Raw genomic sequence first — 13,691 nt, 5'->3', positions numbered from 1 at the left:
GCTACACTCCTATTCCTTTAGATAACGGATATCGTGAACGATCCCTTCCAGAAACACTTCTTCCGGCAGGATCGCGCGAATGACAAGCTCACTCCCCCGCACCTCCAGCACCCCGAGGCTGATCGACAGCCGCAACTCGGTCTGGGAAAAATGGAGCACGCCGCGGTGGTTTTCCACATACAGCTGCCGGTCCCCGATCATCGTGATCCGGGGCAGGTCGTGGGCCACATCCTGGGGAACGTCCAGCATGGCGGCGGCTAAGGAGCGCAGCCGGGTTCTCCAACGTGCCATCGTCCGCCCTCCCTCTCTCTCCAAAGCACGGAACAGCCAACGCTTTTCCGTCCCGCGATACGGACAACTTCGCCGCAAGCGGTTCGTTTATGCTTATGACCGGCCGGTTCGAAATATGATTTGCGGGCCCGGAATCGCCGGGCAAACGCAAAAAAGACCTCTTCCGCCGGCGAACCGGCGAAAAAGGTCTTTTTTGCGGCGCAAGCCGCTTGTCAGCCAAGCAATTTGGTAACCGTTTCGTTTACAAGCTTTCCGTCCGCCTTGCCTTTGACTTCGGGCATCAGCACCTTCATCAGGGCGCCTTTGTCCTTGGCCCCGGCAAACCCGTGCTGTTCAATGAGGGAGCGCACCAAAGCTTCCACTTCCCCGGCCGTCATCTGCTGCGGCAAATACTCGCCGACGACGGCAAGCTCCGCCCGGAATTCGTCAGCCTTCTCGGTATCGCCGGCGTTCTCGGCGAACTCCAGCTGCTGCGCGACGACCTTCTTGTATGCCGTTACTGCGGCAATGGCTTCCTCCTCCGTCAGTTCCCGGCGTTCGTCGATTTCGCGTTTGGCGATCTCGTTTTTGACCATGCGGATAATGCCCAGACGGTTTTTGTCCTTGGCCTTCATGGCCGCTTTCATGTCCTCGTTCAGCTTTTCCTTGATGGACATTCGGTTCATCCCCTTGTTCACGACTTTCACAGCCCTTATTATACCAAACGCCCTGCATATTCCCAAGCCCGTCCCCGAATGGACTTCCGCCCATACAAAAAGTTGCTTAGAGCAAATGTCTAAGCAACCTTTTCGCTTTTGGTCGGTTATGGATTCGAACGAAAACCGCACAGCTAATTTGATGAAGACGGCTCGGCCATGCCTGTTTAGGAATGCAGAAAACCCTGCCCAGCTCCGCTACTTTGGAAGAAACGCCGTTTATTTGGATGGTCTGCCGCACAATGGCTTGAATTTCTTCTTCCGTACCTGCCTGCGGAAGGGACTCGGCGTTTGGCGGCTGCTCCCGCGTTCGCGGGCTCCGCCGGGCTTTCCCGATTCGCCTCCCCAAATTCCCGGAGGGCCTTCAGCGCTGCTTGTTTTGCGATTTCAGGATACCCGAAACTTCATTGTCATCCAAACTGAAAGGGTCGGTCTCTATAGGCTTGATCGCCAAAGGAACGATGGGATTACGGAGAGTTTAAAAAGGTCCTGGTTATCATCGCGCGGAATCTTGCATTCGTTCTATCGCATATCTTGGGGCTTTCCCAGGCTGTGCAGTTCCTTAGAACTTGCGCTTGCGGGCAGCCTCGGACTTCTTCTTGCGCTTGACGCTAGGCTTCTCATAGTGCTTGCGCTTTTTCACTTCGGCCAAGACGCCGTCCTTCGCGATGGAGCGCTTGAAGCGCCGAAGAGCAGCATCGATGGTTTCGTTCTTGCGTACTTTTGTTTCCGACACCAGATTTCCCTCCCTCCGAACAGACCGTCCAAGACGAATAACACACGGTTATCAACCTCCATTATAGGCCAAAGCAAAACGGAGTGTCAACCGCAGATTCCCGTCTTCGAAAGCGGCTTAACTTTAATGGGTGAGGCCGAGCTTTTTTCCTCCGAGCAGATGAAAATGCAGGTGAAACACAACCTGCCCGGCGTCCGGGCCGCAGTTGTTTACGAGCCGGTAGCCGGTTTCCTTCACGCCCAGCTCCTCGGCCACACTGCGGGCGGCGCGGGCGATACAGGCGACGAGGTCCCACTCTTCTTCTCCCAGGTCGTTAAGGGAAGCGATGTGGCGTTTGGGAATAATGAGCGCATGCACCGGGGCGGCGGGCTTCACATCGTGGAAGGCGAGCACCTTGTCGTCCTCGTAGATCCGCTTGCACGGGCTTTTGCCTTGAACAATATCGCAAAAGATACAGGACAATTCGGCTTCCCCCTGAAACAGAATACTTCCATCATACCTCACTTCGCAGTCAAATGAAAACGGGGCCTGCCAGGTCTTTTGGCCCGGGCCGAAGCTCCCGGCGATGCCGCCCGCGGATTGAACGTCGGCGTTTCGGGCTTATCCGGGGCGGGCGACGGCGGTTCCGATCATTATTTATAGTATCCTGTCAAGAAATGCTATATACTAGAGGGCAGGCAGCAACACTACGGTTTTCGAGGTGCTTGAATGAGCTTCAAGAGCGGCAAAGCGTTTTCCCTGGGTCATTTTCTTGTTCCGATTCTCCTGTCCGTGCTTTATTTGGCGGACCCTTCGCAAGAGAAATCCAGGATCATGCTTGTCACCCTTCTTTCCCTTTTCTGGGCGCTGTTTCTTCTTTGGCAGGCGTTTTACCGCTGCAACCGGAGCATGTTTTATAACAAAAACAACTATTGGGTCTTTTTGCTCATCGATTTTGCCCTTTTGGCGGCGATCTTCCTCCTGCCTGACTGGAACTGGATTCACCCGGTCTGGCTGGTTGTTTTTTACGTTCCCGTTTATGCCTATGAATTCGGAGTTTTGTATTCCGTTTGGATGATCGGCCTTGGACTTGTCGATCTCTTTCTTTTTTACCGTTATCAGGACATTGAACTGGTCCCGGCCGAAATGCTCGCCATCGCGTCCGGCATGGGCGCCATTGCGTTTTTTGTCGGGTACCGCACCGACAGCCTGAAGCGGCTCGCCTACCATGATCCCCTTACCCAGCTTCCCAACCGGCAAGTGTTTGTGGAAAGCCTGCGGCTCGCATTGGACGATCTGCGGAGCTCGGGCATGCAGACCGGCGTGCTCTTCCTCGATCTGGACCAATTCAAGTACGTCAATGACACGATGGGGCATACCGTCGGCGACAAGCTGCTTGTGCTTGTCTCGGAGCGGATTCAGAGCGTGCTCCCCAAGAACACCTTGTTCGCGCGGATGGGCGGAGACGAATTCACCATCCTGATGAACAAGATCAAGCATACCGACGAAGCGATGATTCTGGCGGAAGCGATGCTCGGCGTCATGAAAAAGTCGTTTCCCCTGAACAACCAGGAAATCTTCGTGACCATGAGCATTGGCATTTCGATTTGCCCGGAAGACGGGCTTGATCCCGAAACCCTGATGAAAAACGCCGATACCGCCATGTACCGGGCCAAGGAGCAGGGACGAAACAACTACCAGTTTTATTCGCCCGTAATCGACGCCAAAGGGCACCGCCGGCTCAAAATGGAAACAATGATGCGGCACGCCCTGGAGCGCGACGACTTCATTTTGCTATACCAGCCCCGGATTAACCCGCACACCGACGAGCTGGTCTGCGTGGAGGCGCTGGTCCGCTGGCAGCATCCCGAACTGGGCCTCATCCCCCCCTCCGAGTTTATTCCCTTGGCGGAAGACACGGGCCTGATTGTCCAATTGGGCGAAAAGGTGCTGCGGCTCGCCTGCATTCAGCGAAAAAAATGGCTGGAAGCGGGATACGGCGGATTCCGGATGAGCGTGAATCTGTCCCCCCGGCAGTTCCGCCAGACGGATCTGCCGGAGCAAATCTCCAAGGTGCTGACGGAAACGGGGCTGGACCCCTCTCTGCTGGAGCTGGAAATCACCGAAAGCGCGGCGATGCAGGACGTCCATTTTGCCGCCCTTATGCTGCAAGTGCTGAAGGAAATGGACCTGAAAATCTCCATTGACGATTTCGGCACCGGCTATTCTTCGCTCAGCTACTTGAGACGGTTTCCGATCGACGTCATTAAAATCGACCGTTCGTTTATCAGCGGCATAGAGCGGGAAGGGGATGACGCGGCCATCGTCCGGGCGATCATCGCCATGGCCAAATCCCTCAAGCTCCAGATTACGGCTGAGGGCGTGGAAACGGCCGCCCAGCACGAGTTTCTGAAGGAGCTGGACTGCACCGAAGTGCAGGGATACTACATAGGCAAGCCGATGAACCCGGAGGACCTGCAAAGCTGGCTCGTGAAGGAAATGGCGGTTTGACGGACAACGGCTGTGAACGGATAAAACAAAAGGCCCGCGGATTCGCTCTTTCGAGCAAAATCCGCGGGCTTTTGCATGGCTGCCTGTACGGCCAGAAATCACTTGAGACGGTAGGGACGTCGGGCTACCCCGCCTTCTCGCCGAGGCTGCGATCGGCTATCTTTTCGGAACCCGCACCGCCCCTTCTTCTTAAAACGCTCAGCAAAAGGCCCAAACAACCGAATTCCAGAAGCAGATGCGAAACCCCATAGCCGACAAACGGAAACGGGATGCCGACAATCGGAAGGACCCCGAGCGACATCCCGGCGTTCCAGAACGCTTGAAGGAGCAAAGGAACTGCCAGAGCGGCCGCCAAGTGCCCGCCATAAGGATTTCTCACCCTTCGGCAGAGCAGCAGAACCCGAATGGCCGCATAACCGAAAGCCAATAAAAGAAGGATGCCGAAAAGCCAGCCAAAGCAGTAAATCAAATAGGAGATCGCACTGTCGGCATACGGAACCGGAAGCGTGTCCAAGGGGGATGCAAATCCATTGCCCCACCAGCCTGCGGAGTGAAGCGCCTTTTTCATCTGTATCTCCTGATAGCTTAAGCCCAGCGGATCGCTTGACAGGCGCAAATAGCTTTTCACTCGTTCCGCCCAGTATCCCCCCCCAAAAAACACGGCAAAATGAAAACATGCCATGGAGGCCAGGACCGCTCCCAGCGCGATCCGGCGCGCCGGCCGGGCGGTAAGTCCGCGCAGCAGCAAAAAGGAGGCTGTGGCCAGGTACACGCCCAAATAGGCGTAGGCATCCAGCAGGTAAAACAGGACCAAGGGAACCGCCAAAAAGCAGTCAAGGATAACAAGAAGCCGGGAAGTGCTTGCTTGCTGAATTTTAGCTAAGGAACCGGCAAGGGAAACGGCGAAAAGCACTGCCGAGACCGGGGCAACATTGACCAAAAAATCCATATAAGGCTCGAAATAAAGAAATATCCATGGGCCGGGCCGATAAGTATCGTATAAGGCCAGGACCATCAACAGCAAGGCCGCTCCGTAGATCAGCCAGGAGTACCGCAACAGCTTGCGGTAATCCCAGAGCCGCAAGCCTGCCGCCAAAAGGACACCGATGACGATCCCCGTCAGTTGTTTCCGCCATTCAAGAAGTCCGTGGAATCTCGAATCCGGAGCCGAAGTTAGTGAAAACGCAAGCAGTAGACCGGAGCCTGCAAAAATAGCAAACACCGCCAGGAGGCTCCAGTCCGCCTTCGGCTTGTGCACCGCGCGCAGCCTGCTGCCGAGCTTCACGGGATCGCCCAGCGAAGCAAGCGCCTCCTGCACGGCTTCGGCTTCTGCCTTCCCCTCTTCCAGCGCGTTCTCCTCCGCCTGCACCAGATGGTCCTCCAGCTCCCGCCGTACCGATTCTTTCGCTTCCGGCAAGCGGATTCCGCCGCAGATCTTTTCAAGATAGTCACGGTATTCGGGACGCAGCGCAGTCCGGTTCACGGCGCTCCCTCCCCCAGAACCAGATCGACCGACTGGCGGAACAGCCGCCACTCCTGCTTTTTCTCCTCCAACAGTTTTTTCCCTTTGGCCGTAATCCGGTAGTATTTGCGTTTCCTCGCTTCAGCTTCGCTCCAGTAAGCTTCCACCCGGCCGTCTTCCTCCAGCGTGTGCAGGATCGGATAAAGCGTGCCCTCCTTTAAAACAAATGCGCCGGCCGAGTGCTTTTCCAGCTCCTTCGATAGCTCATAGCCGTACATCTCCTTTCGGTCCAGCAAGGTAAGCACCAGGGTTACGGTGCTGCCCTTCATTAACTCCTTGCTGATTTTCAAACGCCGTTCCTCCTTTTCACTAGCATTGTTAATCTATGCATCGTATATCTATGTATTAAAATACTCCTCCGCCTGGAAAATAGCAACAATAAAGCAGATGGGGTAAGCCGTCGAAAAGACGTTTGTTTGGGAGCTCGATTTGATGTGTCCGATTTGGCATGGAGGGCTAACGGTTGCCACAGCGGCTATTTGCCGAAAAAAGAAGGATTGTAAATTGTAACGGTTGCCAGAGAGCCTGTTTTCGATTTTTTGCTTGTTTTAAACCTTTTTATCTGACGGATTGTAATATGAAGTGCGACAGCTAAAACAAAGAAGCCCATGAATGGAACTGCGCAAACCAAAGGAAACACGAGGACGGTTCCTTATCGGCACTCCAATCTGTCAGCGCCCAAAGGAAGTCCGAAAACGTACGACGTTTGGTCATTGGGAGCTTGATACGGTTGTGTCCAGTCGAGGGAAAAGCAAGGCCTGTGCGGCTACCTTCATTGAGCGTAAGACACGCCTTTACCTCGCTGTGAAAATGCCTGACCGCACCGCCCACTCCATGGAAATCGCCTTTGGTGTCGCGGCCAGCCAGTATCCCCAAGGGAGCTTTCAGACTGCTACAACCGATCGAGGCAAGGAGTTTGCCTGCTATACGGCGTTGGAGAACCTCTACGACATTCAAGTGTATTTCGCAGATCCCTATTCCTCTTGGCAACGTGGTTCCAATGAAAACGCAAATGGTCTGTTAAGAGAATTTTTTCCCAAAGGGTCACGATTTTGCTGAGGTTACCGATGAGGAATTGGCTCATGCGCTCCACCTCATCAACCATCGCCCCCGCAAATGTCTCGGCTGGAAGTCGGCTTACGAGTCGTTCATGGAAGAACTGTCGCACTTAGCTTGACAATCCGTCATCTGAAATAAGCGCCGTGGCAACCGTTAGCGCAAAAAATGAGCCATTTTGGCCGGATTAGCCGCTGTGGCATCCGTTAGCGCAAAAAAGACGCTTTTGGCCGGTTTAGTCGCTGTGGCAACCGTTAGCCACCCATGCCCTGGCGGGCACCACAGAAAATGAAAATAAAGTTGCGTTAGTTCAGGGTGGATTTTTTGGCTATGCCGTGGTCCAATGTCCATCACGCGCCGGGAGCTTTGGTCATGGGGCGCCGGAAGGGGCCGGACAAATTCTAACGGTTGCCAGCGAGCTTATTTTGCTTAAAACGAGGCTTTTCAAAAACTAACGGTTGCCACGGAGCTTATTTGGCTCGGAAAGGGGGCGTTTTGGTCTTTTTGGAGCAAATAAGCGCTTCCACAACCGTTAGAAATGGGAACGGGGGTTTTTTGGGCGAATAAGCGTTGTGGCAACCGTTAGCCACCCATGCCCTGGCGGGCACCACAGACGATGAAGTTGCGTTATTTTCAGGGTAGTATTAGGAGCGACAGCCGTTCCAATTCTGGTCCTCCTTATCAATTGCTTTGCCGCAGTCCCGCAGTCCGTGAGAAGCGGTGCCAGCAGGACGCATGATCTGCCGGGGAGCGAGCCGGCGGCTGCACGGTTGATCATCCCGGTAACATAAAAAGCGGGGCCGGTAAAAAAACCGGCCCGCATCTTCCTTGCAGTACGCGTAATTTCACTTTAATCCGCTCGAGACCAGGTCCGCACGCAAGTCATCTTTTATCAAGAAAGCAGCCGCTCCCGGTCGATAAGCCTTTTCCGTCTATTGAAGCGTCAGGCTATCCGCCCGGCGCAGCTTGGGGTACAGCGCCTCCGCGCCGTTCATGTATTTCCGCAGCGCGTGCGGAAGGTAGATCGTGCCGTCCTCCCGCTGGTGGTTTTCCAGAAGCGGAATGAGAATCCGGGGCGAGGCGACGGCGGTGTTGTTCAGCGTATGGCAGTATTGCAGCGTTCCGTCTGCGGCCCGGTAGCGGATGTCCGAGCGCCTGGCCTGAAAGTCGGCCAGATTTGATGACGAATGCGTTTCGCCATAGGTTCCGCGGCTTGGCATCCAGGTTTCGATGTCGTATTGCTTGTAGGTTTTTTGCGACATGTCGCCGGTGCACACCTGCACCACCCGGTACGGCAGCTCCAGCAGGGCAAGCAAATCTTCGGCGTTTTGCGTGATCTCCTGAAGAAGCCGCTCCGATACGGCGTGGTCGTTTTCGCAGAGCACCACCTGCTCCACCTTGGCAAACTGATGCACGCGGTACAAGCCGCGCACGTCGCGCCCCGCCGAACCGACTTCGCTCCGGTAGCACGAGGTCGCCGCCGCCACTCGCACGGGACGGCATACATCGACGATCTCTTCGCCGAAATACGAAATCAGCGAAATCTCCGAAGTCCCGACAAGCCATTTTTCTTCGCCCGCGATACCGTAGGCCTGCTCCTCGCCGAGCGGAAAAAAGCCGGTGTTGAGCAGCGCTTCCTTGCGCACCATCAGCGGAACATCAAAGAACGTAAACCCGCGTTCCAGAAGCAAATCCATCGCCAGCTGCTGTACCGCGCGGTGCAGCAGCACACCGGCACCTTTCAGGTAATAGCTCCGGGTGCCCGCCACCTTCACGCCGCGCGCCAGGTCGATCATATCGTGCAGCTCCCCGAGCGCTACATGGTCGCGCGGAGTGAAATCAAACCGAGCCGCTTCCCCGACCCGCCGGAGCTCCACATTATCGGCATCCGAGGCGCCTTCCGGCGTATCCGGCGAAACCGGATTCGGGACAAGCATCATCAGGCGAAAAAAACGTTTTTCCTCCTCCGCCAGCTCCGCTTCCAGCCCCTCCGACTGCCGGTTCAGGGCCCGGACCCTCTCCTTCCGTTCTTCCGCTTCCGCCGTTTTCCCTTCGCGCAGCAGCGCTCCGATCCGCTCGCTCGTTTCGTTCCGCTCCCGCCGCACCGCTTCCGTTTGACGAAGCAGCGCGCGGCGCCGTTCGTCGCATTCCAGCAGCTCGCTGACCGAAAAACGGATGCCTTTTCGATCGGCCGTCCATTGGATTTTGCCCGGATCTTTCCGGATGGTTTTCAGGTCTAGCATGGTCAAGCACATCCTTTCCCGTTCGTGATTGGCCGGCGTATGCCGCAAAAAAAACAAAAAGCGCCCTCATCCGTTTGGGACGAGGAGCGCTTGCTCGCGGTGCCACCCAACTTGAACGAACCCGGAAAGGTTCGAACCACTTGGTTCCGCGATAACGGGCGGTCCGGTTAACTTAGGGAATACGGTGCGGCGGCCTGGCCTTCGGGCAGGCTGCTCGGGTGCCGTTCCTTGACGAAAACGCCTCCGAGTTGGATGCTCATCATCGGCATTTAAAATCGGTTCGGTTGTTGGTAATGTACTATACCAGATTAAAACCGGTTGTGCAACGGGTGAAGCTGCAAAACCAAATGAAGGGTCCGGCTCCCGGTCCGCCAATCGCGGCTGCTTATTGAGGCACGCGCAAACCGGATGCCGGGCGTTTTCCGCAGTCCGGTTCAGTCCAGTATGGCCGGCTTGTCCGGCTGGCGCAAAAATTCGAACATCGTCCGGATTTGCGCCTCCGTGTTGCGCTCCACGGAAAGCGGCGGCAGCTCGTCTTCGCCGAAGAACCCGACCTCGCTTGTTTCCATGCTGTCCGACGCTTCCCCGCCGGTTATCTCGCACAAAATAAAGTATTTGTAAATATGGTAAGGCTCCGGCGGATGGTTGTGGAACTTTTTGTCCAGAACGGCCAGCAGGCGGACCGCTTCGGTTTCAAAGCCGGACTCCTCGCGGATTTCCTTTACGGCGACTTCCTTGGGCGAAAGGCCGATGTCCGCCCAGCCGCCCGGAAGGGACCAGAAGCCGTCGATTTTCTCGCGGACAAGCAAAATTTTGCCGTCCCGGAACACAACGCCGCGAATATCCGTTTTGGGTGTTTGGTAGCCCTCCTCGCTTGCGAACGCCAGCCGGATTCGTTCCCGCTCCACGCCTGTATAGCTTTCCAGAATGTCCACCGCCAAAGCGCGGAGCGTTTCGTAGCGTTCCCGGTCATAGACGTCCTTTCCGTATGTAAGTCCCGCCTGTGCGATGGCCTGGATTTGCTTGGCCCATTCCAACCATTTCGGTTCGTGCATGCATGCTCCTCCTTGTCCCTTTGAGGGTTGGCTTTACTACATGGTATCCAGTGAGATACGGCTTCCCCGTCCCGCAGGCTCGGCGGCTTCCACGATCAGCCGTTTCGGCAGACGGGCCTTCAGCTCCGGCACGTGGCTGATGACGCCGACCGTCAGCCGGTCCAGGTGAAGCCGCTCCAAGGCGCTCACCACGGTGTCAAGCAGCTCGGGGTCCAGGGTTCCGAAGCCTTCGTCGAGGAAAAAGAATTCCAGCGGGTACTGCCCGCTCAGCTGAATCTGCGCCGACAGCGCCAGCGCGAGTGCCAGTGAGGTAAGAAAGGTCTCGCCGCCCGAAAGCGTGTTGACGGGCCGCTTGATCCCGCCGTTGGCATCGTCCCGGATGACGAACCCGCCCTCCGAATCGACTTCAATGGCGTACCGCCGGCGGGTAAGCTGGCCGAGCCGTTCCGAAGCGGCGCGGCTGACATGCAAAAGCTGCTCCTTCGCGACAAAGTCGATAAACGCGTTGCCCCGCAGCACGGCTTGCAGCCGGGTCAGCCGCTCCAGCTTTTCGCCGAGAACCGCCTTGGCCTTCTCCAGCCGGAGCCAAATGACGTGTTTGGCTTCGAGGTCTTCCCGGTCGCGCTCCGCGCGCGCTCTTTGCTCCAGTGCGGCTTCGTCTTCGCTGCGGACCTGCAGCAGCCGCTCCTCGGCTTCGTTCCATTCCGCTTCGCCGACGCTGCGGCCGTCCCGCTTGGCCGCCGCCTCCGCCAGCTTCTCGCGGACAAGCGACTGCCGTTCCCGGAACTGGCGAAGCTCTTCCCGCCAGGTCCGGTCAAGCGCCGGATCGATCAGCGCGGCGCGGACCTGCTCCACTCCGGCAAAAGGAGACGCGGCCAAAGCATCCGTCCAGGAAGCTTCCGCTGCCGTCAGGCTTTCTCCCGACGTGGCGAGCGCCTGGCGGGCGGCCGCAGCGCGGTGCCCCGCCTCCTGCAGCGCTTGCTCCTCTCGGGACAAGGCGTCCTTGCGCTCTTTTTCCCGGCCGCGCAGCACGTCCAGCCGTTCGCGGATGAACGCGATCTGCGCCTCCGCCGGGCGGGGGTCTTCACCGAGCCGCTGCCGGAGTGCCGCCCGCTTTTCCTCCGTCTGCGCCAGACAAGCGGAGCGTTCCGTCCGGAGACGGATCGCCTCCTTGTCGAGCGCATCCGCTTCTTCCTGCAAGCGCGCGATCGCGTTCAGCTTTCCTTCGATAAACGGCTCGCTGATGCGCAGCTTCTCGCGCAGCTCCTCCGCCTGGCGGTCGCGCTCGGCAAGAGCGGCCAGCTCCGCGGCGAGCGTCTCCGGCGACAGGCTGCCGGCGCCGTGTGCCGCCGTCCAGGCTTGCCGCAGCTCGGCGGCGCGGGCCCGGGCGGCATCCGCCCGGCGGGCGAGTGCCGCGTGGCCGTCCGCCGACGCGGCAAGCCGCGCGCCGTGCTCCGCCAGCTCGCGGGCGCAGCGCTCGCGCCCGGCCGCCAGCGGCTGCACGCGTCCGGCGAACGCCGGCAGCGCGCCTTCGGCGGCGCGGAGCCGCGCATCGGCGGCCGCAAACGCGGCGCGCAGCCGGGCCGCCGTTTCGGCGGGCGGCTCGGGCTGCGCCGCTGCGGCAAGCGCTGCGCCGGAGTCGCCTGCGGAAGCGGACATGCCGTCCGCTTCCGCCTCGCCGGCAGGGCCCGCGCTCTGCTGATGCGCAAGGGCGGGAGCCTCCGCCGCGGCAAAGCCGCCGTCTGCGCTATGCGGAGGCTGCGCCCCCGGGTCCGCCTCCGCCGCCCGCAGCGGCTCCGCGCCCTCCGCCCCGGCAGCCGGATCAAGCCGCGCCAGCAGCGCCGCCAGCTCGTAGCGCGTCCGCTGCGCCGCAAAGCCGCGCTCGCGGGCGGCCCCGGCTTCGCGCTCCCACTCCGCCGCCGCTTCATCCGGCGCGTCGTCCGCGCCGTGCGCGGGCGCCGGGTGCTCGCGCGAGCCGCACACCGGGCACGCTTCGCCCGGCGTGAGGCCGAGCGCGAGCTGCGCCGCGAGCCGCCGGCGCTCCCGTTCGGCGTTGCCGTGCCGCAGCCGCGCAAGCGCGGCCGTCCACTCGCCGGGCAGCCCGGCGAATGCGCGCTCGGCCTCCGCCGCCTCGGCGGCGAGCGCGGCCCCTTCGGCCCGCGCCCGCTCCGCCGCTTCCGCCTGCTCTGCCGCCCGCCGCTGAAGAGCGGCCCCGTCCTCGCGCAGCCGCGCGAGCGCCGTTTCGCCGGCGGCCGCTTCGGCGGCCAGCTCGCCCGCCTGCCGCTCCGCCGCCGCCAGCTCCTGCCGGTCGCGCTCGGCGGCGGACAGCCGCTCGCGGTCCGCCCGCTTCACCTCGGCGGCGGCCAACTGCTCCTTGAGCTCGGCCTGGCGGGCCACCGCCTTGCGGTGGATGTCCCGCTCCTTCGCGCCTTCCGCCAAAGCGGCTTCGTGCCGCGCCGCCGCCGCTTGCAGCTGCCCGTCCAGCTCCGCCTGCCGGCGCTCGGCGTCCGTCAGCTCGCTTTGCAGCCCGAGCGCTTGCCCCAGCTGCTCCAAGCGCACTTGCAGCGGCGCGTCCTGGGCGGCCAGTTCCTCGCGCGCGGTCTCGTACAGGCCTTTGGCCTCCGCATGCCGCGCCCCGGCTTCCGCAAGCAGCCGCTCCGAAGACGCGCTGGCCGCCTCACAATCCGCCCGGTGCCGGACGGCCGCTTCCAGCCGCTCCAGCAGCGGCTTCAGCTTCTCCGCCTGCTCTCCCTGGCGCAGCCGGTTTTCCCGCTCGAGCATACCGGCCTCCCGTACGGAAAGCGCGGAAAGCTCATCCCGCAGGCTGTCCTCCTCCAGCTGCAAAGCCCGGATGCGCTTCAGCTCCTCGTGCCGCTTTTCCGCTTCGAGCCGGACGTCCCGGCAGGCTTTCGCCGCTTCGGCCGCCTCCGAAAAACGCCGTTTTGCCTCCTCCAGCGCCGCTTCCGAGGCGTCGCCAAGCCCCTGCTGCTCGGCGGCCAGCCGGTCCGCCGCCTGCCGGGCGTCCTCCAGCCGCAGCGCCAGCCGCTTGGACAGCTTTTCGCCGTATTCCTCCAGCCGGAACAGCCGCTGGAGCATCTTTCGCCGGTCCGCTCCCTTGAGCGCCAAAAATTCCGCGAACTTGCCCTGCGGCAGCACGACCGCCCGCGTAAAATCGGCCATGGAGAGGCCGAGGATTTCCTGGACCCGGGCGTTGACCTCGTTGCGCTTGTCGGCCAGGACGACCTGCTCGCCGTCCCGGATATGGATCAACCGGCAGACGGAGGAGGAGACGGATACCTCGTCCTCGCGCTTGAACTGGCGGTCCACCCGGTAGCGCTCCGCGCCGCCGGCATGCGTCAGTTCAAACGTAAAGGAAACGTTCAATGTTTTTTCGGCATGGTTCATGATGCCCTGCGTGCCTTTTTGCGCGCGTTCCACCTCGCCGAACAAGGCCAGCGTGATCGCGTCGAGAATCGACGATTTGCCGCTGCCGGTCGGCCCGAAGATGCCGAACACCCCGGCTCCCTCCAGCCCGGTAAAATCGATCTCCTGCTTCTCCCGGTAGCTTTGCAGCCCCGCGAGGGTCAAATGAATCGGACGCAT

10 protein-coding genes and 1 pseudogene are annotated in these 13,691 nt (G+C 59.9%); 2 read left to right on the top strand and 9 right to left on the bottom strand.

Going from position 1 to position 13,691, the window contains the following annotated elements:
• Positions 1–9: 9 nt before the first annotated feature.
• From yqfC to AC6I6H_RS00440, 4 genes are all read right to left on the bottom strand, one after another.
• Positions 10–291, bottom strand: a complete 282-nt coding sequence (gene yqfC, locus AC6I6H_RS00455) for a sporulation protein YqfC (RefSeq protein ID WP_497949317.1) — start codon at positions 289–291, stop codon at positions 10–12.
• Between the two features lie 212 nt (positions 292–503).
• Entirely contained in the window at positions 504–947 is a 444-nt protein-coding gene (locus AC6I6H_RS00450) for a GatB/YqeY domain-containing protein (protein ID WP_497949316.1), read from the bottom strand.
• Positions 948–1,548: 601 nt separating this feature from the next.
• Positions 1,549–1,722 carry a 30S ribosomal protein S21 gene (rpsU, locus tag AC6I6H_RS00445; RefSeq protein ID WP_005547957.1) on the bottom strand — a complete coding sequence of 58 codons (174 nt, stop codon included), beginning with the start codon at positions 1,720–1,722 and terminating at the stop codon, positions 1,549–1,551.
• A gap of 123 nt (positions 1,723–1,845) precedes the next feature.
• Positions 1,846–2,184 carry a histidine triad nucleotide-binding protein gene (locus AC6I6H_RS00440; RefSeq protein WP_497949280.1) on the bottom strand — a complete coding sequence of 113 codons (339 nt, stop codon included), beginning with the start codon at positions 2,182–2,184 and terminating at the stop codon, positions 1,846–1,848.
• Positions 2,185–2,430: 246 nt separating this feature from the next.
• Between AC6I6H_RS00440 and AC6I6H_RS00435 the strand changes: the two genes are divergently transcribed.
• Entirely contained in the window at positions 2,431–4,212 is a 1,782-nt protein-coding gene (locus AC6I6H_RS00435) for a putative bifunctional diguanylate cyclase/phosphodiesterase (protein WP_497949276.1), read from the top strand.
• Positions 4,213–4,336: 124 nt separating this feature from the next.
• Here the strand turns inward: AC6I6H_RS00435 and AC6I6H_RS00430 are convergent, their stop codons facing one another.
• Both AC6I6H_RS00430 and AC6I6H_RS00425 read right to left on the bottom strand, forming a co-directional pair.
• Positions 4,337–5,695, bottom strand: a complete 1,359-nt coding sequence (locus AC6I6H_RS00430; protein ID WP_497949272.1) for an FtsW/RodA/SpoVE family cell cycle protein — start codon at positions 5,693–5,695, stop codon at positions 4,337–4,339.
• Positions 5,692–6,024, bottom strand: a complete 333-nt coding sequence (locus AC6I6H_RS00425; RefSeq protein ID WP_497949268.1) for a PadR family transcriptional regulator — start codon at positions 6,022–6,024, stop codon at positions 5,692–5,694. Before AC6I6H_RS00425 ends, AC6I6H_RS00430 begins: the two co-directional genes overlap by 4 nt.
• Positions 6,025–6,355: 331 nt before the next feature.
• Here AC6I6H_RS00425 and AC6I6H_RS00420 point away from each other — a divergent pair.
• Positions 6,356–6,911, top strand: a pseudogene (locus AC6I6H_RS00420) (IS30 family transposase); the annotation flags it as partial.
• Between the two features lie 811 nt (positions 6,912–7,722).
• Here AC6I6H_RS00420 and serS read toward each other — a convergent pair.
• The 3 genes from serS to AC6I6H_RS00405 all read right to left on the bottom strand — a co-directional run bounded on the left by serS (position 7,723) and on the right by AC6I6H_RS00405 (position 13,691).
• Positions 7,723–9,033 (bottom strand): serine--tRNA ligase, encoded by a 1,311-nt coding sequence (serS, locus tag AC6I6H_RS00415; RefSeq protein WP_497949264.1) that lies wholly within the window; start codon positions 9,031–9,033, stop codon positions 7,723–7,725.
• 434 nt (positions 9,034–9,467) lie between these two features.
• A complete protein-coding gene (locus AC6I6H_RS00410; RefSeq protein ID WP_497949261.1) occupies positions 9,468–10,088 on the bottom strand; it encodes an NUDIX hydrolase in 621 nt (206 codons plus the stop codon).
• Positions 10,089–10,124: 36 nt separating this feature from the next.
• The gene (locus AC6I6H_RS00405) at positions 10,125–13,691 is read right to left on the bottom strand and encodes an AAA family ATPase (RefSeq protein ID WP_497949257.1); all 3,567 of its coding nucleotides are present in this window, start codon (positions 13,689–13,691) and stop codon (positions 10,125–10,127) included.

It is taken from the genome of Gorillibacterium sp. sgz306347, from assembly GCF_059735245.1.
This window is presented reverse-complemented; position numbering and strand designations above follow the sequence as displayed.